General features: G+C 71.6%; 21 protein-coding genes and 4 tRNA genes. 14 read left to right on the top strand and 11 right to left on the bottom strand.

Annotated features, from left to right (window positions below; translation table 11 throughout):
- Nucleotides 1-1004: DUF222 domain-containing protein (locus VIM26_RS05495; protein WP_331949343.1), on the bottom strand; the 1004-nt coding region annotated here is incomplete at its 3' end.
- An 88-nt stretch (nt 1005-1092) separates the two neighbouring features.
- Nucleotides 1093-2157: a medium chain dehydrogenase/reductase family protein gene (locus VIM26_RS05490; protein ID WP_331949342.1), complete on the bottom strand. Its 1065-nt coding sequence runs from the start codon at nt 2155-2157 to the stop codon at nt 1093-1095.
- Between the two features lie 91 nt (nt 2158-2248).
- On the opposite strand from VIM26_RS05490, the gene VIM26_RS05485 reads away from it, so the two are divergent.
- Nucleotides 2249-2905 carry a TetR/AcrR family transcriptional regulator gene (locus tag VIM26_RS05485; protein ID WP_331949341.1) on the top strand — a complete coding sequence of 219 codons (657 nt, stop codon included), beginning with the start codon at nt 2249-2251 and terminating at the stop codon, nt 2903-2905.
- Nucleotides 2906-2998: 93 nt separating this feature from the next.
- Here the strand turns inward: VIM26_RS05485 and VIM26_RS05480 are convergent, their stop codons facing one another.
- A complete protein-coding gene (locus VIM26_RS05480) occupies nt 2999-3784 on the bottom strand; it encodes a polyprenol monophosphomannose synthase (RefSeq protein ID WP_331949340.1) in 786 nt (261 codons plus the stop codon).
- 269 nt (nt 3785-4053) lie between these two features.
- Here VIM26_RS05480 and VIM26_RS05475 point away from each other — a divergent pair, with 269 nt between their 5' ends.
- Nucleotides 4054-5676 (top strand): hypothetical protein, encoded by a 1623-nt coding sequence (locus VIM26_RS05475; protein ID WP_331949339.1) that lies wholly within the window; start codon nt 4054-4056, stop codon nt 5674-5676.
- A gap of 187 nt (nt 5677-5863) precedes the next feature.
- Complete coding sequence (locus VIM26_RS05470) at nt 5864-7150, top strand: glycosyltransferase 87 family protein (protein ID WP_331949338.1); 1287 nt, start codon at nt 5864-5866, stop codon at nt 7148-7150.
- Nucleotides 7151-7212: 62 nt separating this feature from the next.
- Here the strand turns inward: VIM26_RS05470 and VIM26_RS05465 are convergent, their stop codons facing one another.
- From VIM26_RS05465 to VIM26_RS05435, 7 genes are all read right to left on the bottom strand, one after another.
- Nucleotides 7213-8862, bottom strand: coding sequence for an FAD-binding dehydrogenase (locus VIM26_RS05465; protein ID WP_331949337.1), 1650 nt, complete (start codon nt 8860-8862; stop codon nt 7213-7215).
- A 10-nt stretch (nt 8863-8872) separates the two neighbouring features.
- A complete protein-coding gene (locus tag VIM26_RS05460) occupies nt 8873-9583 on the bottom strand; it encodes a DedA family protein (RefSeq protein WP_331949336.1) in 711 nt (236 codons plus the stop codon).
- Nucleotides 9584-9714: 131 nt separating this feature from the next.
- Nucleotides 9715-10095, bottom strand: a complete 381-nt coding sequence (locus VIM26_RS05455) for a type II toxin-antitoxin system death-on-curing family toxin (protein WP_331949335.1) — start codon at nt 10093-10095, stop codon at nt 9715-9717.
- Nucleotides 10092-10217 (bottom strand): hypothetical protein, encoded by a 126-nt coding sequence (locus tag VIM26_RS05450; RefSeq protein WP_331949334.1) that lies wholly within the window; start codon nt 10215-10217, stop codon nt 10092-10094. The genes VIM26_RS05455 and VIM26_RS05450 overlap by 4 nt, the downstream gene beginning before the upstream one ends.
- Nucleotides 10218-10477: 260 nt before the next feature.
- Nucleotides 10478-10552 (bottom strand) — tRNA-Val (locus VIM26_RS05445).
- Nucleotides 10553-10572: 20 nt separating this feature from the next.
- Nucleotides 10573-10643, bottom strand: a tRNA-Cys gene (locus VIM26_RS05440).
- Between the two features lie 49 nt (nt 10644-10692).
- Nucleotides 10693-10764, bottom strand: a tRNA-Gly gene (locus VIM26_RS05435).
- Nucleotides 10765-10916: 152 nt separating this feature from the next.
- Between VIM26_RS05435 and VIM26_RS05430 the strand changes: the two genes are divergently transcribed.
- Complete coding sequence (locus tag VIM26_RS05430; RefSeq protein WP_331949333.1) at nt 10917-12080, top strand: chorismate-binding protein; 1164 nt, start codon at nt 10917-10919, stop codon at nt 12078-12080.
- Between the two features lie 19 nt (nt 12081-12099).
- Nucleotides 12100-12963 carry an aminotransferase class IV gene (locus VIM26_RS05425; protein ID WP_331949332.1) on the top strand — a complete coding sequence of 288 codons (864 nt, stop codon included), beginning with the start codon at nt 12100-12102 and terminating at the stop codon, nt 12961-12963.
- A 75-nt stretch (nt 12964-13038) separates the two neighbouring features.
- Here the strand turns inward: VIM26_RS05425 and VIM26_RS05420 are convergent, their stop codons facing one another.
- Entirely contained in the window at nt 13039-13467 is a 429-nt protein-coding gene (locus tag VIM26_RS05420) for an SsgA family sporulation/cell division regulator (RefSeq protein WP_331949331.1), read from the bottom strand.
- A gap of 248 nt (nt 13468-13715) precedes the next feature.
- Here VIM26_RS05420 and VIM26_RS05415 point away from each other — a divergent pair.
- The 9 genes from VIM26_RS05415 (at nt 13716) to VIM26_RS05375 (ending at nt 21982) form a co-directional block, all read left to right on the top strand.
- A tRNA-Val gene (locus VIM26_RS05415) sits at nt 13716-13790 on the top strand.
- A gap of 239 nt (nt 13791-14029) precedes the next feature.
- Nucleotides 14030-16054, top strand: coding sequence for a threonine--tRNA ligase (gene thrS, locus VIM26_RS05410; RefSeq protein WP_331949330.1), 2025 nt, complete (start codon nt 14030-14032; stop codon nt 16052-16054).
- A gap of 6 nt (nt 16055-16060) precedes the next feature.
- Nucleotides 16061-16648, top strand: a complete 588-nt coding sequence (locus VIM26_RS05405) for an HIT domain-containing protein (protein WP_331949329.1) — start codon at nt 16061-16063, stop codon at nt 16646-16648.
- A gap of 7 nt (nt 16649-16655) precedes the next feature.
- The gene (gene pgsA / locus VIM26_RS05400) at nt 16656-17264 is read left to right on the top strand and encodes a phosphatidylinositol phosphate synthase (protein ID WP_331949328.1); all 609 of its coding nucleotides are present in this window, start codon (nt 16656-16658) and stop codon (nt 17262-17264) included.
- Nucleotides 17261-18256: a phosphatidylinositol mannoside acyltransferase gene (locus tag VIM26_RS05395; RefSeq protein WP_331949327.1), complete on the top strand. Its 996-nt coding sequence runs from the start codon at nt 17261-17263 to the stop codon at nt 18254-18256. The genes pgsA and VIM26_RS05395 overlap by 4 nt, the downstream gene beginning before the upstream one ends.
- A gap of 23 nt (nt 18257-18279) precedes the next feature.
- On the top strand, nt 18280-19488 hold the full coding sequence (locus VIM26_RS05390) for a glycosyltransferase family 4 protein (RefSeq protein WP_414696448.1): 1209 nt from the start codon (nt 18280-18282) through the stop codon (nt 19486-19488).
- Entirely contained in the window at nt 19485-20201 is a 717-nt protein-coding gene (locus tag VIM26_RS05385) for a hypothetical protein (protein ID WP_331949325.1), read from the top strand. The genes VIM26_RS05390 and VIM26_RS05385 overlap by 4 nt, the downstream gene beginning before the upstream one ends.
- A 102-nt stretch (nt 20202-20303) precedes the next feature.
- Nucleotides 20304-21233: a pyridoxal 5'-phosphate synthase lyase subunit PdxS gene (gene pdxS / locus VIM26_RS05380; protein WP_331949324.1), complete on the top strand. Its 930-nt coding sequence runs from the start codon at nt 20304-20306 to the stop codon at nt 21231-21233.
- 71 nt (nt 21234-21304) lie between these two features.
- A complete protein-coding gene (locus VIM26_RS05375; protein WP_331949323.1) occupies nt 21305-21982 on the top strand; it encodes an NUDIX hydrolase in 678 nt (225 codons plus the stop codon).
- Nucleotides 21983-22045 lie beyond the last annotated feature (63 nt).

Below are 22045 nucleotides of genomic sequence, written 5' to 3'. Positions count from 1 at the left end.
GTCTCGGTGTTGCTGACCGGTTCGCGGGTCTCGCCGACAGCCACACCCGCGTCTGCGCAGGTGCAGCCGTCGTCGCCGAGCAGCGTGCTGGTGTACGCGTCGGCGCGGAGCTGGTCGATGGTGCGGGTGTCCCCGGCGCGCTGGGCCTTGTGGGCGGCGTCGCTCAGGGCGGTGTCGATCGCGGTCGCGACGAACGCGGGCAGCACCGACCAGATGCCGGCCATCCCATCGGGCAGGACCTTGGGCTTGCACACGCGCCGGGTGTCGACCGCCCGCGCCGTGCGCTTCTCGGCGTCGGCCGGGTCGACCGCGATCAGGGCCTTCTGCAGGTCCGCGCGCAGCTGGGTCGGGGTCCGCTCACCCGCCGTGGGCAGCACCACGTCCTCGACGACCTGCGCCACCTGCCACGGAACGTCCTTCAATGCGGCGACCACGATCTTGGCCTTGCCCCAGTCCAGATCCCCGACCTCCAACGCGTCCCCGGTGGCCATCAGCTGGTGGGCGAACAGCAGGCCCGCCTCTACCAGCTCCCGCCCGGCCCGCCGGGAGGTGCCCAGCCGGGTGGCGACCTCCTCGCCGACGATGCCGGGCTGGCTGACCGCGACGGGCCAGTCCGGGTTCATCGCATCCCGCCGCGAGAGGACCTCGATCGCGGCCAGCTGGCGGGCCTTGGCCCAGGACGCGGCCCGTTCCAGCGCGGCGATCTGCTCGATCAGGTCGTAGTCCCGCAACAACTCCGAGTCCACCCCGCCCGCCCACGTCGCCAACGCCGCGGACCCCGGCGCCAGGTCCATCCCCTCGCAGGGGCCGTCAGGCTCCCCCAGAAAAAACTCCGTCGCGCAGAACGCCTCCCGCGCCAAGAAATCGGCGACCGCGCCGGCCACGACCTTCGGATCCTCATACCGCGCATCCTCGACGGCCCACAAAGCCAGCAGCTCCGCGGACGGCTCGACAACGGACGCGACATGCTCGTCGCCGTCCCCGCCGAACTCGGGATCGAACATGTGTTCTATGATACCGGAACGGTCGGGAATGTCCATACCCTGAGGTGAGTCTGTTGACAGCTCTTTGGTGGGAAGGAATCCGGTCTCTTCAGGGGACGAGGACGACCTTTCCGTAGACGGTGCGTGACTCGGCCAGCTCCATGGCCTCGCGAGCCTGGGTCAATGGCAGACGAGCGGCGACGTGGGGAGTCAGGGTCCCGTCGGCAAGCAGGCCGAGCACGGCGCCGAGGTCCTGGCGCAGCCGGGCACTGAAGGCGCGCGGGCGCAGGCCGTGGCCCGCCCACAGGTCGTAGAAGGTCGCCTTGCGGCCATTCGGCAGCACGCTCCACCAGGCCAGCTTGGCCACGAGGGCGAAGAACGAGGGCAGGACAGCCCCGCTGTCCTTCAGCGCGGAGGCGATGGCGTAGCTCACGAGCGTCCCTCCCGGAGCCAGCACGGACCACGAGCGGTCGATGCTCTCCCCGCCGAGGTGGTCGAACACCGCGTCCACCCCGTCCGGCGCGAGCTCCCGGACGCGGGCGGCGAGCTCCGGATCGTCGTAGTCGATCGGGATGGCACCCATCGCGCGCAGCGCCTCGTGGTGGCGAGGGGCGGCCGTTCCGATGACCTTGACGCCGTGGTGGCGCGCGAGCTGGGCCAACGTGTTTCCCACCCCGCCGTTCGCGCCGTGCACCAGGATCGTCTGGCCCGGGCGGACGCGTGCCTTGCGGTGCAGCATCTGCCACGCGGTCACGCCGTTCACCACGAGGGTCTCCACCTCCGCAGGGTCGAGGCCGTCGGGTACCGTCACGACGTCGGCGCCGGTGAGCAGGACGTGACTGGCCCAACCCCCGGTCTTCGTCATGGCCGCGACGCGTCGACCCGCGAGGGCGGGGTCCACGCCGGTCCCGAGGCGCGTGACGGTCCCGACCAGGTCGTAGCCGGGCACGAACGGGAACGTGGGCTGGCCGGGATAGCGCCCCCGCCGCATCGACTGCTCGGCGAAGGACACGCCGCTGGCCTCGACGGTCACCAGGACCTGTCCGGGCCCGGGCTCCGCCAGAACGCGGGATCGGACCTGCAGGCCGGCCGGCTCGACAACGCCCGGCAGGACGACCTCCACGGCGGTCACCGGTGCCAGCGGGTGGGGGGTGATGTTGCGGACGGTACTCATGGCTGCTCCTGGTCTGGGGATTCAATGCGAACAGACGTATGTTTACAGCCGTAACCATACGCAAAGTGCCTCACGCTTGTATAGTCCCGACATGAGCAGAACCGGTACGGATTCCCGCGCGTCTGCAGGGACAAGGGAGCGCAATCCCCGCGGAGAGGGTGGGCGCCTGCGTGAGGACATCGTGCGGGCGGGTGCCGAGCTGCTGGATGAGTCCGGGGACGAGCAGGCGGTGACACTGCGATCGGTGGCCCGTCGGGTGGGCATCTCCGCACCCTCGATCTATGCCCATTTCCCCGACCGGCAGGCGATCTTGCTGCGGGTCGTCCAAGATGCGTTCGCGGAGCTGAGCGCTCAGCTGCTGGCTGCACAGGGGGACGTCGGCCTCGACCCGGTCGAGCGGTTGCGGGCCGCCTGCGAGGCGTATCTAGAGTTCGCGCGGTCGCGACCGCAGCGCTACCGGGTGATGTTCGCCGGGGTACGGGATGCCGCCGAGGCGGTGCGGGCTGCCGCCGTCACGCAGGCCGAGGGAGCCGAGCTCGGCCAGGACGCTCTGCGCATCTTCGTCGCCAATCTGACGCAGTGCGTGGCTGCCGGCCGCTCGACCAGCGACGACCCGCTCGCCGACGCCGTCGCGCTGTGGCTGGGCCTGCACGGCCTGGCCCACCAGCGCGCCGTCGGCCCCCTCTTCCCGTGGCCCGAGGACATCACCGAACGCATCATCGTCTCGCTCGCGCACCTCGTGCCGTAGCCCAGGGATCGCGAGGTCGCGCCGGTCCCGATCCCGGTCGCGCGCCGGCGGTACCGATCGCACGCCCGGCCTGGCGGCCGGTGCGCCCCCGGGTCAGGCCACGATGTGCGGTCGCGTGCGCCGACCAGGGGAGAGTGCGGCCCGGACCTGGCGTCCGCGTCGGGCGGCGCCCCACGCCGTGACCTTCCACATCGCCTCGAGGACGATCGAGCGGCTCATCTTGGACTCGCCGATCTCGCGTTCGCGGAAGGTGATCGGGATCTCACGCACGCCGTAGCCGGCGTCGAGGAGTCGCAGCGTCATGTCGATCTGGAAGCAATACCCGTAGGAGTCGACGGATTCGAGGTCGATCGCCTCGAGCGCGTCGTGGCGGTAGGCGCGGAAGCCGGCAGTGGCGTCGTTGACCCGGATCCCGAGGGCGACCCGCGCGTAGAGGTTGGCGGCGCGGCTGAGCGCCTCGCGGGACTTGGGCCAGTCCACGACGCGCCCGCCGGCGACCCAGCGGGACCCGATCACCAGAGCCGGCGCTCCGGGGGTCGACATCGGGCCGATGCCCGCGATCAGGTCGGGCAACGTGTTCGCGGGGTGCGACCCGTCGGCGTCCATCTCGACCAGGATCGTGTAGCCGCGGGCCAGGCCCCACCGGAAGCCCTGGACGTAGGCCGAGCCCAGCCCGAGCTTTCCGGCCCGGTGCATCGTGAATACGCGTGGGTCGCGCGCTGCGAGCTCATCGGCGACATCACCGGTCCCGTCGGGGCTGCCGTCGTCGATGACCAGCAGGTGCGCATCGGGTGCGTTCGAGAAGAGTGCAGCGGCAACCAGCGGGAGGTTCTCGCGTTCGTTGTACGTCGGGACGATGACCAGGGTGCGCGCGTTCATGACGGGTTGGTCTTCTCGGGTAGTCATGCGGGTGGGATCATGTCCCCTGACACGGTGATCGGGCTCGACCCGGAGAGCCAGTGTCCCCCGGACAGGACGTGCCTGCGGACTCCGGTGGGCCAGGATTCCTGCAAACGTCGCAAAAAAGAGCGGGTCCGAACCCGAGAGCGTGCATGAACGGCTAGCGTCATGCCGGCGGGACCGCCAGGGGCGAACCCGCCGGCTGGCGGTCGAGCGGGTCCAATGTTCAAGGTCATGGGGGCGACGTGGTGCGCAATGCGGAAGGCCGCACCCGCCTTCGGCCGACGCAGCCGGCCGCGTCCGGCCCGACCGGCCACGCGTCCGACCGGGCAGGTGCTCCCGGGGCCGTGCACGGTGGACGCTGGCTGGTCCCGGTGGTCGGCGTCGTGGCGTTCGTCGCCCGGCTCTGGCCCGTCCTCGTCGTGGGGACGCTGCGCGGAGTCCACGCGTACGACGACGGCGTGCACCTCGCGATCGCCCAGCGGCTGATCGCGGGTGTGCTCCCGTATCGCGATGAGGTCTTCCTGCACCCGCCCGGGATCGCCGTCCTGCTCGCCCCCGTCGCGGCCCTGGCCGGCCTTGTCGGGGACTCCTGGTCGCTGGCACTGGCCCGGTTGCTGTTCATGACGCTGGGCGCGGTCAACGCGATGCTCATCGCGCGGATCCTGGCGCGGCGCGGGATGGTCGCGGCCGCGATCGGCGGTGGCGCGTATGCGCTGGCCGGCGTCACGGTCGGCACCGAGCACACGGTGTTCCTCGAGACTCCGATCAACCTGGGCCTGCTGCTCGCGCTCGCCGCGATCGCCCGCACCGGGGCGGGGTCGCCGGCCCGGTCGCCCGTGGTCGCGCGGGCGCTGGCGGTCTCGGGAATCGCGCTCGGGCTCGCGGCGACGTTCAAGATCTGGGTGGCGCTCGACGTCGTCGTGCTCGGAGCGTTGGTCGTGGCTCGCTGGGGTCTGCCCGCGGTGGTGCGCTGGCTCGGGTGGTGCCTGGCGGGCGCGGCGCCGGTCCTGCTCCCGTTCGCGGTGCTGGCCCGGGGTCGGATGTGGTTCGACGTGCTCACCGCCCAGAGCAGGCGGCCGCTGCAGGCCAAGGACCTGCTCGAACGGCTCGGCGCCGTCGGGCCCGCAGGCGACGTGCACGTGCCGCGGATCGCACTCACGGTTGGGCTCGTCGCGATACTGCTGCTGGCCTGCGCCGTCGCACCTGCGGTGGTGATGCTCTGGCGCCGGACCGGCCCCGCGGCGTGGCCGGACCCGGTCTGGTGGGGCCTGCTGGCGGGCCTTCAGATGACCGCCCTCGCGATGGCGCCGAGCTTCTACTTCCACTACCTGGCGTTCGTGGCACCCGCGTTGTGCCTGTTGCTCGGAGCGGGAGTCGGGCACCTCGTCGCGGCGGTGCGGGCGCGGGGAGGCCGCACGGCACGAGCCGGCACAGCCGTCATCGTGGCGATGGCGATCAGTGGCGCGATCGCGCTCGCGACGGTGGCACCGCCCCTGCCGACGTCCGGCCGCGTGGACAACGTCGTTCTTGCCGAATTCGCCTCGGCCCATGACTGCCTGTGGGCTCGTAACCCGTCGTATCTGCAGGTCGCGGACGCCACAGCACGCCAGATCGGCCGCCGTTGTCCCGCCACCATGGACCCTGTCGGGGCCTGGCTCGTGCTCAGCGCCGGCGGCACCGTGCCCGGTTCGCGAGCCAGGACCCTGGACGACCTGATTCTCGACGAGCTCGCAGCGAGCGACGGCGCGCTGCTCGCCGTCGGGCACACGAGGCAGGGGCTCGGGTCGAGGTCGCGGACCTACCTCGCGAAGCACTTCGCTCGAGCCGGACGGACCGGGCAGATCGAGATGTGGACGAGGACCAGTTGAACCGCAGGCGAAGGTGTCCCACGGCCGGTGATCGCTCGGCTAGTCTCCGTGCGCGCCTACATCGAGCAAGGGGAACTCCATGGCCATCCGGAATCGTGCGCTTCGCCTGCGTGGATCTCCCGTGACCGGAACGACGACGCGTCGGCCCTCCGCATCGGTTCTTGCTGCGGTTGCGGCTGTGCGGCGCGTGGCGTCCCGCTGGGTCGACTCGCGCCCCGCGCTGTGGGTCGCGTTCGTGGTGGCCCACGGGTGGCTCACGCTCGTCGGGGTGGTGCTGGTGCCACGGCAGGCGTTCTTCGACCTGGTGCTGTATCGCGCCTGGGTCGGGGCGGGACTGCACGGGGGGCCGTGGCCCGTGTTCGATGCCCCCTTCGTGTACCCGGTGGGTGCGCTCGTCCCGATGCTGCTGCCGGCGGTGATCAGCACGACCTCGACCGTCGCCTACGCGCTCGGTTGGTGCGCGCTGGTCTCGTGCCTGGATGCGATCGCTGTCCGCGCGCTCGTGCGCCGGGGTGGCGCGCGCGGGGCGTGGTGGTGGCTCGGGTTCCTCGTGCTGCTGGGACCGGTCGCGATGGGGCGCCTCGATGCCGTTGTCACCCCGGTCATCATCGTCGCGCTCCTTGCGGCTGCTGCCCGACCGCGGGTGGCTGCGGCTGCCCTGACCGTGGCCGCGTGGGTCAAGGTTGCCCCGGGGGTTCTGCTGATTCCGCTGATCCTGATCGTGCGCCGGCCGGTGCGTGAGGTCATCGTGCCCGCCGCGCTCGTCTGCGCAGGGGTCGCCGGCGTGGTGGCCGCCGGTGGCGGGCTACGGAACGTGTCGAGCTTCCTGACCGCGCAGGACTCCCGCGGGCTGCAGGTCGAGGCGGTCGTGGCGAGTCCGTGGACCCTCGCCGCGCTCGGACGCGGCGGCATCTCGATCCTCCTGAACCACAAGCTCTCGACGTGGGAGATCACCGGTCCGGGCACCGCGACCACCGCGCGCGCGCTCGACCTGCTGCTCCCGTTGGCGGTCGCGGGTCTGGCGCTCCTGGTCTGGCGGTCGCGTCACCTGCGGGCGTCCGACCGCCTGCTCTGGGGGTCCCTCGGCGCGCTGATCGTGCTCATCGTCGTGAACAAGGTCGGCTCACCCCAGTACATCGGTTGGCTCGCTCCGCCCGTCGTGGTTGCGCTCGCGCTGGGTGGTGACGGGCCCGAACCCGATGCCAACGGTCCCTCTCGCGCGGCGCTTGCGCGCGTGGCGGGCGCAGTGTGGGGGATCGCCGCACTCACGCAGGTGGTGTTTCCCTTCGACTATCGCGGGCTCTTGGACGGCCATGTGCTGATCACCGGCACGCTCGTCGCCCGCAACCTCGCTCTCGTCGCGCTTCTTGTGGGCGTCGTCGTCGTCCTCGCGCGTGGCGCCAGGCCCCCGGCAGAGTCCGCGCCGGCGCCCTCAGCGACGCACCGCACCGCGACGGTTCGGCTGCCTTCGTAGGACGAGACAGGCCTCTTGGGTCTCTTGCCGTTGTTCCGCGCAGACTCCGGAGCGCGATCCGCTCACGCACCGGCGGCAGCGATCGCGCGTCCGGCCTGGCGGCCGGAGAAGAGGCACCCGCCGAGGAACGTCCCTTCCAGCGACCGGTAGCCGTGCATGCCGCCGCCGCCGAAGCCGCTCGCCTCGCCGGCGGCGTACAGGCCGGCCACGGGGGCGCCGTCGGACCGCAGGACCTGGCCCGACAGATCGGTCTGCAGACCGCCGAGCGTCTTGCGGGTGATCACATGGAGCCGGACGGCGATCAGCGGTCCGGCCTTCGGGTCCAGGAGCTTGTGCGGGGCCGCCGTGCGCGCGATCCGGTCGCCGCGGTACCGGCGGGCGTTGTGGATCGCGCTGACCTGCCCGTCCTTCGTGAACGGGTTGTCCAGCTGCCGATCCCGGGCAACGACCTCGCGCCGGATGTCCTCGACGTCCAGCAGCGGCCGGTCGGTCAGGGCGTTCATGCCCGCGACGAGCTCGTCGAGGCCGGCCGCGACCACGAAGTCCGCACCGCGGCGCAGGAACGCCTCGACCGGGGCCGGGGCGCCGGGTCGGATCCGGCCCAGGGTCGCCAGCACGGACCTGTTCGTCAGGTCCGGGTTCTGCTCGGAGCCGGAGAGGGCGAACTCCTTCTCGATGATCTTCTGGGTGAGCACGAACCAGCTGTGGTCGTGGCCGGTGCTGCGCAGGTGCGCGAGCGTGCCGAGGGTGTCGAAGCCCGGGTAGAGCGGCCCCGGCAGGCGCCTGCCGGTCGCGTCGAACCACAGGGCCGACGGGCCCGGCAGGATGCGGATGCCGTGGTCGCGCCAGATCGGGTTCCAGTTCTTGACCCCCTCGACGTAGTGCCACATCCGGTCCGGGTTGATCACGCGTCCGCCGGCGTCCTGAGCGATCTGCAGCATCCTGCCGTCCACGTGGGCGGGCACGCCGGTGATCATGTGCGCCGGCGGGCGTCCGAGGCGGGCCGGCCAGTTCCGCCGGATCAGGTCGTGGTTGGCTCCGATCCCCCCGGAGGTGACGAGCACGGCCGGCGCGGTCAGGTCGAACTCGCGGACCACAGCGCGCGTGGACGCGACGCCACGGGCCACGGTGCTGGGCTCCAGGACCGCGCCCCGGACGCCGGTGACCGCGCCGCCGGTGACGATCAGCTCGTCGACGCGATGCCGGAAGGCGAAGGTCACCCGTCCGCTGTCGGCAGCCTCGCGTACCCGGCGCACGAATGGTTCGAGGACGCCCGGCCCGGTGCCCCAAGTGACGTGGAACCGCGGGACGGAGTTTCCGTGGCCGATCGCGCCGTAGCCGCCGCGCTCGGCCCAGCCGACCAGCGGGAAGAACCGCACGCCCTGGGCGTGCAACCAGGGTCGCTTCTCCCCGGCGGCGAAGTCGAGATAGGCCTCGGCCCACCTGCGGGGCCAGGCGTCCTCGGGCCGGTCGAAACTGGCCGTACCCATCCAGTCCGCAAGGGCCAGCTCCCGGGAGTCCTTGATCCCCATCCGGCGCTGCTCGGGCGAGTCGACGAGGAACAGCCCACCGAAGGACCAGAACGCCTGCCCGCCGAGACTCGCCGCCGGCTCCTGGTCCAGCAGGAGCACCCGGCGTCCCGCGTCGGCGAGCTCCGCGGTGGCGACCAGGCCGGCCAGGCCCGCTCCGACCACGATGACGTCTGCGTCCATCGGGTCAGCCTTACCCCGCGGCCATCGAATCCGCACCTCGGACCTCGGCTGGGCCCACCAGATCGAGGGCTGCCGCCGACTCCACGAGCGGGCTGTCCACCGTGCCGGTACGACGCCGGATGGTCCGCTTGCTCCGGATCGATCTGAAAATGTGGACCAGGACGGCGAGCAGCAGCACCGAGAGCAGCACGTAGCTGACGTTCGACACATAGGTCGCGATGACCTCGCCCAGCGCCCACCCCCCGATGACCGCCAGGGTCGCCCAGGCCACGCCCCCGATCGCGTTCCAGACGAGAAACGTCCGGTATCTGACGCCGGCAATCCCCGCCACGCCCGGAACCATGGCGCGAAACAGCGCCGTGAAGCGCCCCAGGAAGACGGCGGCGCCCCCGTGCTTGAGCAGGAAGGACTCGCTGGCTGCCCATCGTCGAGCCCCGACCAGGCGACCCAGCCGGCTGCCCTGGAGCACCCGGCCGTAGCGTCGCCCGACGGCGTACCCGGTGTTGTCACCCAGCACGGCGCCGGCGATGCCGAGCGCGAGCACCCCGGCGACGTCGACCTCCCCCTTGCTGGCCAGCACGCCGGCGAAGACGAGGATCGTCTCGCCGGGTATCACGAAGCCGAGCAGCACGGCCGCTTCGAGGAAGGGCAGCACGAAGACGGCGACATAGATCGCCCACAACGGAACGCCTGCCAGCAGGCTGTCGATCCAGCTCGTCATCTTGCGCTCCCGTGAGCCTGCTCGTCGTCGTCCGGTTGTCGTCCGCCCCAGCCTGCCGGTCAGATCGACCCGGCGCGTCCTCCCTGGGCCTGACTCCGCCTACGCCGTTCGCGGTACTGGTGGGGTGGGTGCTAGGGCGTCGTCCAGGAGCGAAGGGCGGCCGCGAGCACCGGGACGTCGACCAGTTCGCCGCGAGCGATGGCCATGATCGTCTCGAAGGGGGAGTCGCCGACGAGGCGAACGGTGCGGCCGTTCAACTCGTAGCAAGTGACGACGCCGAACCAGCCGAGCCGTTTGTTTCCGTCCACGAGCGCGTGGTTGCCCACGAGCGAGAGCAGCAGCGCGGCGGCCTTCTCGTCCAGCGTCGGATAGGCGTCCCGCCCGAATACCGTGGCGCGCGGGCGGGCGAGCGCCGACTCCAGCAGCCCGTAGTCCCGGACCTCGGGCGCGTGCCCCAGGAACAGCTCCGCCGCGACGAGGAGGTCCTCGAGCTCGAGATAGTCAGGGCTCACCCCTGCGCCAGCCGGTCCAGGAGCTCGGAGTCCCGGTCCATGATCTTCGCGAAGATCTCGTCACGGCGGCGGTTGCGCTCGGACGTGTACCGCTCGATCGCCTCGGCAGCGACGGCCTGCATCGAGCGATTCTCGCGCTCGGCAGTGACTCGAAGGGCTTCGGATTGAGCGTCGGTGAGACGGAGCGTCATGGCCATGGGCCGATGATACCAAGGTGCTACCACGTGGGGGAGCGACCGTGACGTGTGCCGACCGCTTGGAGTGCGGCGTGACGTATGTCTCGAACACGGTCGGCACCTGGCCGGGGGCCGGCCGGAGAACGCGGGTTTTTCTTCCCCCCGGGGAAAAGCAAAAGCCCCAGGTCGATGACCTGGGACTTCGATGGTGGGCGATACTGGGATCGAACCAGTGACCTCTTCCGTGTCAGGGAAGCGCGCTACCGCTGCGCCAATCGCCCATGCTGCACTACATCATGCGAGGTGGAGACGGGATTCGAACCCGTGTGCACGGCTTTGCAGGCCGCTGCCTCGCCTCTCGGCCACTCCACCGTGTTGCTCGTATCTCTCGAGCCCGAGGCCGACCTAAGTCGAGCCACCGAGCGGATGACGGGATTCGAACCCGCGACCCTCACCTTGGCAAGGTGATGCTCTACCACTGAGCCACATCCGCACAACCTCGAGGACCGAATCCGTTTCCGGCTCCGGTCCGCAGGGCGTGTTGCAGACTTTAGCCCAGGGAATCCAGATGCGTCCAACTGAGCCTGAACGCAGGGTGTCCTGGGCGTGGGCGAGGTGCTCCGGCCGCCTGGGTACGGTTGCGAAATGCCGCCCGACTCTGTCCCTCCGGCTCGCGGCGACGTCGCGGGCGCCGCCTGGTTCGCGGGCGTGCGTGCCCGCGGGGCGGTCGAGTGCGTGGATCTGGAGGTCGAGCCCGAGCGCGTGGCGGCCGGTGGGTTCTGGGCCGTCGTCGGCGATTTCGACGGCCCAGTGCGCGCCTGGCGGTTCTCCGACGTCTCCCGCGACGTCCCCCGGGCGAGCCCGCCGACGTCGCGGAGCGAGGCGAGCGCGCCGACGTCCGCGCCGACGCACTGGCGCGGACCGCCGTCGTCGTCGTGGTCGACGTCGCTCGACCGGGACGCCTACGTCCGCGCGGTCCAGTCGGTCCGCGAGGACATCCGGGCCGGTCGGGTCTACCAGGCGAACATCTGCCGCGTCCTGGCGGCGCCGCTGGTGAGCCCGGGCCCGGACGACGAGCCGGACGCCCACGCGTTGGCCCGCGTGCTGGCCGCGGGCAACCCGGCACCGTATGCGGGTGGCGTGCACGTCCCGGCCGCGTCCGGCCTCCCGCCGGTGTGGGTGGTCACGGCCTCGCCGGAGCTGTTCCTGCGGCTCGACGGCGACCTGCTCACGTCCGCGCCGATCAAGGGCACCGGGGTCACCGCCGACGTCATGGGCGAGAAGGACCGCGCCGAGAACGTGATGATCACCGACCTGGTGCGCAACGACCTCCAGCGGGTCTGCGTGCCCGGAACGGTCGAGGTCACCTCGCTGCTCGGGGTCGAGCAGCATCCAGGGCTCTTCCATCTCGTCTCGGTCGTCCAGGGCCGTCTCGAGCCCGACGTCGCGGCCGCTCCGGACCGGTGGGCCCGGGTGCTCGCCGCGACCTACCCGCCCGGGTCCGTCTCCGGCGCCCCGAAGAGCTCGGCGCTGCAGGTGATCCGCGAGCTGGAGACGGCGCCGCGCGGGCCGTACTGCGGCGTCGTCGGCTGGATCGACGCCGACGCCGGTAGCGCCGAGCTCGCGGTGGGCATCCGCACCTTCTGGTGGACGGCGGACGACGACGCCGACCGCGGCCGCCCGACCGCCGGCACCCTGCGGTTCGGCACCGGCGCGGGCATCACGTGGGGGAGTGATCCGGCGGCGGAGTGGGAGGAGACCGAGCTCAAGGCGCGCCGCCTGATCTCGCTCGCCTCGACGCACGCCTGATCTGGGCCAGACTGTGGACATGGGCACAGTGATCTGGTCAGAGGGCAAGCTTCGGGGCGAGGACGAACCGGTGGCGACCGCGGTCGACCACGGCTTGACGGTCGGTGACGGCGCGTTCGAGACGTGCGCGGTGATCGACGGGCACGCGTTCGCGCTCAGCCGGCACCTGCGCCGGCTCAAGCGGTCGGCGACCGGGCTCGGCCTGCCCGCACCCGACGAGGACGAGATCAAGGCCGGCATCGACGCGGTGCTCGCCGCGGGTGGACCCGAGCTCGGCCGGGTGCGGATCACGCTGACCGCCGGTCCCGGGCCGCTCGGTTCGAACCGGTCCGCGCCGGGCACCGGGCGCCCGACGATCCTGGTGCTCGCGGGTCCCGGAGCCCGCCCGGAGACGGCACGTGCGGCCCGCGTGCCGTGGGTACGCAACGAGCGCTCGGCGGTCGCGGGGCTCAAGACGACGTCGTACGCCGAGAACGTCGTGGCGTACGCCTACGCGGTCGAGCACGGGGCCGACGAGGCCCTGTTCGCGAACACGATCGGTGAGCTGTGCGAAGGCACCGGCTCCAACGTCTTCGTCGAGCGCGGCGGCGAGCTCGTCACCCCGACGCTCGCGAGCGGCTGCCTCGCGGGGATCACCCGCGAGCTGATCCTCGAATGGGCTCTCGAGGCAGGCCTGCCGGTGCGCGAGGCGCGCGCCGGGGAGCTGCCGTTCACGGTGCTCGACGAGGTCGGTGCCGGCGGGGCGCGCCTTTCACTCAGCTCGAGCGTGCGCAACGTGGTGCCAGTGGTGAACCTGGACGGCGTCGACGTGCCCGCGGGCCCGATCAGCCTCGCCGCGCAGCGGCTGTTCCAGGCCAAGACGAACGAGAACCTCGACCCGTAGACGACAGCGCCTCGACCGGCAGACGCAACGAGAGCCTCGACCCGCAGGGTCGAGGCTCTCGTTGGAGGACTGGGCTCAGGCGGTGAGCAGCGCCGCGATCAGGCGGCTGATCTCCGGGTCCATTCGCGTGCTCTCGGTGCCGAACGGTACGAGCTGCTGCGTGGTCGCGACGAACCGTTCGACGGGTTCGGCGGGTGCGGCCAGCAGGGCGTCGCCCTCGACGCCACTGAGCGAGATGAGTACGTAGGTCGGGTCGTCGTCGCGCCAGACGCGGACGTCGCCGGTGCCGGCGGGTGCCGCCTGCGTGGCGACGAGACCCTGGGCGAGCAGCTCGCGGCCCACGAGCCACGTCGACATCGAGTGCGGGCCGGTGAAGACCGCGCGCACGGTGTACGGATCGGCGGCCCGGAAGCCGAGCTCAGCGGTCACGCCGAGGACGGTTGCGTCGGACAGCACGAGCTGCATTGTGACGACCTCGACGACATCGAAAGGGCGGGGTGCCATCTCATCGCCTCCTTTTCGAGTGATCGCAGTATATAGAGACCGGCAGTCAACACAGTACAAATATGGTGATAGAGTCACCCGTTCGAGTGATCGCAGTCTAAGTGACCAAGGTCGGCGAGCGCGCGGCACGGGGTACAGATTCACCCGCTCAACCGAGCGGGTGTTTGGACTCAGTTCGGTAAATCGCTGTTGGTTCGCTAACATCCACCCAAGACGTCCTGCACAGCGAGAAGTTCGCTACGCCTGACGGGCGATTGGCTCAGTGGTAGAGCGCCTCGTTCACACCGAGGAGGTCACTGGTTCGAACCCAGTATCGCCCACCATCCCCGCCCCCAGTCATCACCCGATGGGGTGCTGGGGACAACGGTGCCCGCGTCGCAACGGATTCGAAATGGACTTTTCGGACAATTAGCGCAGGTCACGTGCGCCGACCGTGGCGGGCGCTGAGATAACGCGCAAACAAACAACGAAATCCGCATCACCCGAACGGCCCTCCGCTCGCGCCTCGGTAGCATCGTCGTGCGCCCGGAGCGGGCGCGCGACGACCGCAAGGAGCCCCACTGTGTCTGCCCCGTCCGCAGAGCTCGTGTCCCTCACCGTCGACGGCGCCCCCGTCACCGTCGAGGACGGCACGACGGGCACGGACCTGTACGCCGGGCGGCGCGAGGTCGTCGTCGTGCGGGTGGACGGCGAGCTGCGCGACCTGCACCTGCCGGTACCCCCGGGCGCGGTGGTCGAGGCCGTGACGATCGACTCACCGGACGGCCTCGCGGTGCTGCGCCACTCGGCGGCGCACGTGCTCGCCCAGGCGGTCCAGCAGCTGCACCCGGCCGCGAAGCTGGGCATCGGCCCGCCGATCACCGACGGCTTCTACTACGACTTCGACGTCGAGATCCCGTTCACCCCCGAGGACCTCAAGGCGCTCGAGAAGGTCATGCAGCGGATCGTCAAGGACGGTCAGACCTTCCGGCGCTGGGACGTCACCGAGGACCAGGCGCGCGCCGAGCTCGCAGCCGAGCCGTACAAGCTCGAGCTGATCGGCCTCAAGGGCACCGGCGCGGCCAGCAGCGCGGAGGACGACGCCTCGAGCGTCGAGGTCGGGCTCGGCGGCCTGAGCATCTATCAGAACCTCAAGCGCGACGGGGCGGTCGTCTGGCAGGACCTGTGCCGCGGGCCGCACCTGCCGAGCACCAAGCTGATCGCGAACGGCTTCCAGCTCACCCGCACGGCCGCCGCCTACTGGCGCGGGTCGGAGAAGAACCCGCAGCTCCAGCGGGTCTACGGCACCGCGTGGCCCACCAAGGACGAGCTGAAGACCCACCTCGAACGGCTCGCCGAGGCCGAGCGCCGCGACCACCGCAAGATCGGCGCGGAGCTCGACCTGTTCTCCTTCCCGGAGATCCTCGGCTCGGGGCTGCCGGTCTTCCACCCCAAGGGCGGCATCATCCGCAAGGAGATGGAGGACTTCTCCCGCCAGCGCCACGTCGAGGCCGGGTACTCCTTCGTCAACACCCCGCACATCACCAAGGCGCACCTGTACGAGGTCTCCGGACACCTGGACTGGTACCGCGACGGCATGTTCCCCCCGATGCACGTCGACGAGGAGCTGGGCGACGACGGCACCGTGCGCAAGCCGGGCCAGGACTACTACCTCAAGCCGATGAACTGCCCGATGCACAACCTCATCTACGCCTCCCGCGGCCGGTCCTACCGTGACCTGCCGATGCGGCTGTTCGAGTTCGGGACCGTGTACCGGTACGAGAAGTCGGGCGTGATCCACGGGCTGACCCGCGTGCGGGGGCTGACCCAGGACGACGCCCACATCTACGCCGCGCGCGACCAGATGAAGGCAGAGCTCACCACCACGCTCCAGTTCGTGCTGGACCTGCTGGCGGACTACGGGCTGACCGACTTCTACCTCGAGCTCTCGACCCGCAACCCGGAGAAGTCGGTCGGCACCGACGAAATCTGGGCGGACGCGACGCGGACCCTCGAGGAGGTCGCCACGGCGTCGGGGCTCGACCTGGTGCCCGATCCCGAGGGCGCGGCGTTCTACGGCCCGAAGATCTCCGTGCAGGCGCGGGACGCCATCGGGCGCACCTGGCAGATGTCCACGATCCAGCTGGACTTCAACCTGCCCGAGCTGTTCGACCTGGAGTACACGGCGAGCGACGGCACGCGGCAGCGCCCGGTGATGATCCACCGCGCCCTGTTCGGCTCGGTCGAGCGGTTCTTCGCCCTGCTCACCGAGCACTACGCGGGGGCGTTCCCGGCGTGGCTCTCGCCCGTGCAGGTGCTCGCGGTGCCGGTCGCCGAGCCGTTCAACGAGTACCTGGGCGACGTCGTCGCTCGGCTACGGGCGCACGGGATCCGCGCCGACCTGGACGTCAGCGAGGACCGGTTCGGCAAGAAGATCCGCACCGCGAGCACGCAGAAGATCCCGTTCGTGCTGATCGCCGGGGGCGAGGACGTCGAGGCCGGCGCCGTCTCGTTCCGCTACCGCGACGGGCGGCAGGAGAACGGGGTGCCGGTCGACGAGGCGATCGAGCGGATCCTCGCCGCCGTGCGCGACCGCGTTCAGGTCTGAGCCGCGGTGAACGATGCCCAGGTGGGTGACCCGGCCCAGGAGAGCGCAGCGGGGCATCCCGGCGAGCCCGACGGGTTCGAGCGCCTGTGGACCCCACACCGGATGATCTACATCGGCGGGCAGGACAAGCCGGTCGGCGCGGCGGCAGGGGACGGGTGCCCGTTCTGCCGCGCGCCGACGCTCGACGACGTCACCGGACTGATCGTGGCGCGCGGGCCGAGCGCCTACGTCGTGCTCAACCTCTACCCGTACAACCCCGGCCACCTGCTCGTGGTCCCGTACCGGCACGTCGCGGACTACACGGACCTCACGGCGCAGGAGACGGCCGACGTCGCCGAGCTCACCGCGACCGCGATGCGGGTCATGCGCGAGGTCTCCGGGCCGCACGGCTTCAACCTGGGCATGAACCAGGGGTCGGTCGCGGGCGCCGGCATCGCCGCGCACCTGCACCAGCACGTCGTGCCGCGCTGGACCGGGGACTCCAACTTCCTGCCGGTGGTGGGCCAGACCAAGGCCATGCCCCAGCTGCTCGGCGACACCCGTGACCGCCTCGCGGCGGCTTGGCCGGCCACCGGGCCGGCAACGAGAGGATGATCTAGTCGTGCTGAAATCTCTGCGAGGCGTGCTGACCAAGGTCATCACGCCGCTCGCCGACCTGCTCCTGCGGCGCGGGGTCTCGCCCGACGCGGTCACGATCACGGGCGCGGCCGTCGTCGTCGCCGCCGCGCTGTGGCTGTTCCCGACCGGTCACCTGCTCGCCGGGTCCATCGTCACCGGGGTGTTCGTGATGACCGACGCGATCGACGGGACGATGGCCCGCCGGTCGGGGAAGTCGGGCCCCTGGGGAGCCTTCCTCGACTCGACGCTGGACCGGGTCGCCGACGCCGCGATCTTCGCCGGGCTGGTGCTCTGGTTCGCCGGGACCGGCGACGACCGGCTCACGATGGCCCTCGCGCTCGCGTGCCTCGTGCTCGGTTCGCTCGTCCCGTACGCGCGGGCACGCGCCGAGGGTCTGGGCATGACCGCGACCGTCGGCGTCGCCGAACGGGCCGACCGCCTGCTCGCGGTGCTGCTCGCGACGCTGCTGGTCGGCGCCGGGCTGCCGCTCGCCGTGCTCACAGTCACCCTCGCGCTGCTCGCCGTGGCGAGCGCCGTGACGATCGTGCAGCGGATGGCGACCGTGCGCAGGCAGGCGGAGGTCTCCGCGTGAACACCGGACGACTGTTCGCGCTCGCCTGGCGGGCGGCGGGCCGCCTTCCCGAGCCCGTCCTGCGGGCCGCGGCGAACCTCGGGGCCGACGTCGCCTGGCTGCGCAGGGGTGCGGGGATCCGCCAGCTCGAACGGAACCTGGCTCGGGTCCGTCCCGAGGCGTCGAGGCGCGAGCTGCGGAGGCTCTCGCATGCCGGCATGCGGTCCTACCTGCGGTACTACCGCGAGGCGTTCGCGCTGCCGTCGTACACCCCGGAGCAGATCGCGGCACGGGCGCGCATGGTGGGCGACGAGCCGCTCCGGGCCGAGCTCGCCGCCGGGCGCACGGTGCTGATGGCCCTGGGCCACCAAGGGAACTGGGACCTCGCGGGGGCGTACGCGACCGCGCACCTGGGCCCGGTCACGTCGGTCGTGGAGAAGCTCGAGCCGCAGGCGCTGTTCGAGGAGTTCCTGGCGTTCCGCGAGGGCCTGGGGATGACGATCATCCCCCTGGACACTTCCGGAGGCGACGTCTTCCGCCAGCTCGTGCGCGTCGCGCGGGGAGGGCCCACGCTGCTGCCCCTGATCGGCGACCGGGATCTGACCGCGCACGGGATCGAGGTCGACCTCTTCGGCGAACGGGCCCGCGTCGCCGCGGGGCCGGCTGCGCTGGCGGTCGCGACCGGCGCGATGCTGATCTCCACGGTCGTCTACTACGAGCGGCTCACCGGCGCCCGACGTCGCGCTGCGGGCTCGCCCTGGGGGATCGTGCTCGAGTTCGGGGCAGCTCTGCCGGTGCCGGCTGACCTGCCGCGCAACGAGCAGCTGACCGCGCTCACCCAGGCGTGGGTCACCGCCGTCGGCGCGGGCATCGATGCGCATCCGCAGGACTGGCACATGCTGCAGAAGGTCTTCGTCGCGGACCTCGATCCGGCGCGTGACGCCGCGATCGTCTCCCCGCCGGCCGCCGATTCCGCCGAAGCGGGCGTCGCCGAGACCGAGGCGTCCGGGTGACGCCGACCACCGAGCTGCGGCCGCTGCGGATCGGCATCGTCTGCCCGTATTCGTTCGACGTGCCCGGCGGCGTGCAGTTCCACGTGCGCGACCTCGCGGAGGCGATGATCGCCCGTGGCCACACCGTCTCGGTGCTCGCGCCCGCCGACGACGACACCCCGGTCCCGGCGTACCTGACGCCCGCCGGCCGCTCGATCCCGGTGCGGTACAACGGCGCGGTCGCGCGGATGACGTTCGGGCCGTTGACCGCGGCACGCGTGCGGCGCTGGCTCGTGGCCGGGGAGTTCGACATCCTGCACCTGCACGAACCGATCACCCCGAGCCTCGGGATGCTCGCGCTGTGGATCGCGGAGGGGCCGATCGTCGCGACGTTCCACACGGCTCTGATCCGCTCGCGCCCGTTGCAGATGACCTACCCGCTCGTGCGGCAGAGCATGACGAAGATCTCCGCCCGGATCGCGGTGTCCGAGGACGCCCGCCGCACGCTCGTGGAGCACATGGGCGGCGACGCCGTCGTGATCCCGAACGGGGTCTACGTGGACGAGTTCACCAGCGCCATACCCGATCCGCGCTGGACCGGCACGCCGCAGGCGCCGACGATCGCGTTCCTCGGCCGGCTCGACGAGCCGCGCAAGGGCCTGCCCGTGCTGCTCGGAGCAGTCTCCGAGGTGCTGCGATCCCTGCCGGGAGCGCGCTTCCTGGTGGCGGGCACGGGGGAGACGGGGCCGGACGACGTGCGTGAGCTGCTCGGTGACGACGCCCGGGCCGTGGAGTTCCTCGGCTCGATCTCGGACAAGGAGAAGGCAAGCCTGCTGCGGTCGGTGGACGTGTACTGCGCGCCGCAGGTGGCCGGCGAGAGCTTCGGCATCGTGCTGGTCGAGGCAATGAGTGCCGGGGCCGCGGTGGTTGCGAGCGACCTGGGCGCGTTCACCCGCGTGCTCGACGGCGGCGCGGCCGGCACGCTGTTCCGCCGGGGTGACACCGGCGATCTGGCCGCCACCCTGGTCCGTGTCCTGGGCGACCCCGAGCTGCGCGCCGCGACCGTCGCGCACGGCGCGAAGATCGTGCGCCGGTACGACTGGTCCGCGGTGACGAGCGAGGTCCTCACGGTCTACGAGATGGTGCTCGGCGCCGGTGGCGACGAGGGCCTGGCGCCCGTGAGCGAGGACCCGTCCTCGCTGCGTGGTGCGCTCGGCCGGCTTGTGCGCGGCGACCGGGGAGGTGCGTCATGAGCTGGTGGGACTGGGAGGAGATGGTCCTGTTCGCCGCCACGGTCCTGCTGGTGATCGGCTGGGCGGTCTGGGTCGAGGCGTCGCGCCTCGACCGGCTGCACCGCAAGGTCGCCGCGTCGCAGTCCGTGCTCGACCGGCAGCTCGTGCGGCGGGCGACGGTCGCGGCGGAGATCGCGTCGTCGGGCGTGCTGGACCCGGTGAGCTCGGTGCTCATCGGCGAGGCGGCGTTCGCGGCCCTCGAGGTGAGCGGCCGGGGCACGGACGCGCTCGCGCCGCAGATCCCCGACCTGACCGAGCTGATCCGGCAGACCAGCGGGGCGTCGTCGGGCACGGGCATGAACGCGCGCGGGCAGGTCGGCGTCGGCGGGGGTCGTGCGGCGGTCCGCGGCGGGGGACGCGCGCCGGCCGAGCCGGACCGCGGGCTCGTCGAGAGCGAGCTCTCCTCGACCATGCGGGCGGCGCTGGAGGATCCCGCGGAGGTCGCCACCGTGCGCGAGGAGCCCGGTGGCGCCGAGCTCATCGATGCCCTGGCCGCCGCCTGGTACCGGGTGCAACTCGCGCGGCGGTTCCACAACGAGGCCGTCGCGCAGACGCAGCGGGTGCGGCGCAAGCGAGTGATCCGGCTCCTGCGGCTCGCGGGACGCGCGCCGGACCTGCAACCCCTCGAGTTCGACGACGCGTGGCCCGAGGCGCTCGGCCGGCCGGGCGCCTGAGACCGCCTGTCCGCCGGTCTACGATGGACCATCGGCCGGGGGTCGCCGCCGCGCGGTCCCGAGGCCTCCCGAATGTCTCCCGATTCCTCTGTGAGGTCCGCAGTGTCCAGCGAGAACAGCCAGAACTCCGTCGTCGAGCACGTTGCGTCCGGCGCCGTCGGCACCGCGAAGGTCAAGCGCGGCATGGCTGAGATGCTCAAGGGCGGCGTCATCATGGACGTTGTCACGCCCGCACAGGCGCGGATCGCCGAGGATGCCGGAGCGGTCGCCGTCATGGCGCTCGAGCGGGTCCCGGCCGACATTCGCGCGCAGGGTGGCGTGGCGCGGATGAGCGACCCCGACCTGATCGACGGCATCATCAACGAGGTGTCCATCCCGGTGATGGCCAAGGCCCGGATCGGCCACTTCGTCGAGGCGCAGGTGCTCCAGGAGCTCGGCGTCGACTACATCGACGAGTCCGAGGTGCTGACCCCCGCGGACTACGCGCACCACATCGACAAGTGGGCCTTCACGGTCCCGTTCGTGTGCGGCGCGACCAACCTCGGCGAGGCGCTGCGCCGGATCACCGAGGGCGCGGCCATGATCCGCTCCAAGGGTGAGGCCGGCACCGGCGACGTCTCGAACGCCACGACCCACATGCGCACCCTGCGCGACCAGATCCGCCGGCTCACCTCGCTGCCCGAGGACGAGCTGTACCTGGCCGCGAAGGAGCTCGGCGCGCCGTACGAGCTCGTCAAGGAGGTCGCCGTCGCCGGCAAGCTTCCCGTCGTGCTGTTCGTCGCGGGCGGCATCGCCACCCCGGCGGACGCCGCGATGATGATGCAGCTCGGCGCCGAAGGCGTGTTCGTCGGCTCGGGCATCTTCAAGGCCGGCAACCCGGAGCAGCGTGCCGCCGCGATCGTCAAGGCGACCACGTTCTTCGACGACCCGAGCGTCGTCGCGAAGGTCTCGCGCGGGCTCGGCGAGGCCATGGTCGGCATCAACGTCGACGACATCCCGGAGCCGCACCGGCTCGCCGAGCGCGGTTGGTGACGGACGCGGTTGGTACGGACGGGGGCCGGCCGGCTGGTCGGTCCCCGGGTGTCGGCGCGTCGGCGACGCCCGTGGACGACGGCGCGGCGCACGGTCCAGTGCATCGGCTGGGCCCGGAGTGGGCCCTCGGGTCCGACGGCGTGCGATTCCGGCGCGCGGCCCGCGTGATCCTGCTCGACGAGCGAGATCGCGTGCTGCTGCTGCACGGCTGCGACGTCGACCAGCGCGAGCGGTCCTGGTGGTTCACGGTCGGCGGCGGGATCGACGCGGGGGAGACCCCGCGCGACGCCGCGATCCGGGAGCTGTTCGAGGAGACGGGTATCGAGCTCGCGCCGTCCGCCCTCGTCGGGCCGGTGTTCTCGCGGAGCGCGGTGTTCGACTTCTTCCGGGAGAGCTGCCGGCAGGAGGAGGTCTTCTTCGTCGGTCGCTACGCCGCGCGGGTCGGACGGCGCTCTGTGGGCGAGGACGGATCGTTACGCGAGGACGAGGCCGGGGCCGGCGGCGGTTCGGTGGCCGACGGCGGCGTCGGGTCGAACGGGTCTGCTTCCGCGGCAGGAACCGAGACGGACTTCGAGTTCAGCCGGGACGGCTGGACGCAGATCGAGATCGACACCATCGACGAGCTCCGGTGGTGGGACCTCGACGCGCTCGCCGTCGTCGACGAGGAGGTCTTCCCCGAGGGCCTGCACGACCACGTGCGCGGACTCCTCGGAGGCTGGGACGGCGTGACGCGAACCCTCGGTCGCTGACGCGCGTGGTGGACCAGCCCGTCGGTCCGCCACCGCCGCGAACCCCACCCCTCACCCTCACCC

This window comes from Pengzhenrongella sp. (assembly GCF_036565025.1).
In the GTDB taxonomy this organism is placed as follows: domain Bacteria; phylum Actinomycetota; class Actinomycetes; order Actinomycetales; family Cellulomonadaceae; genus Pengzhenrongella.
This window is presented reverse-complemented; position numbering and strand designations above follow the sequence as displayed.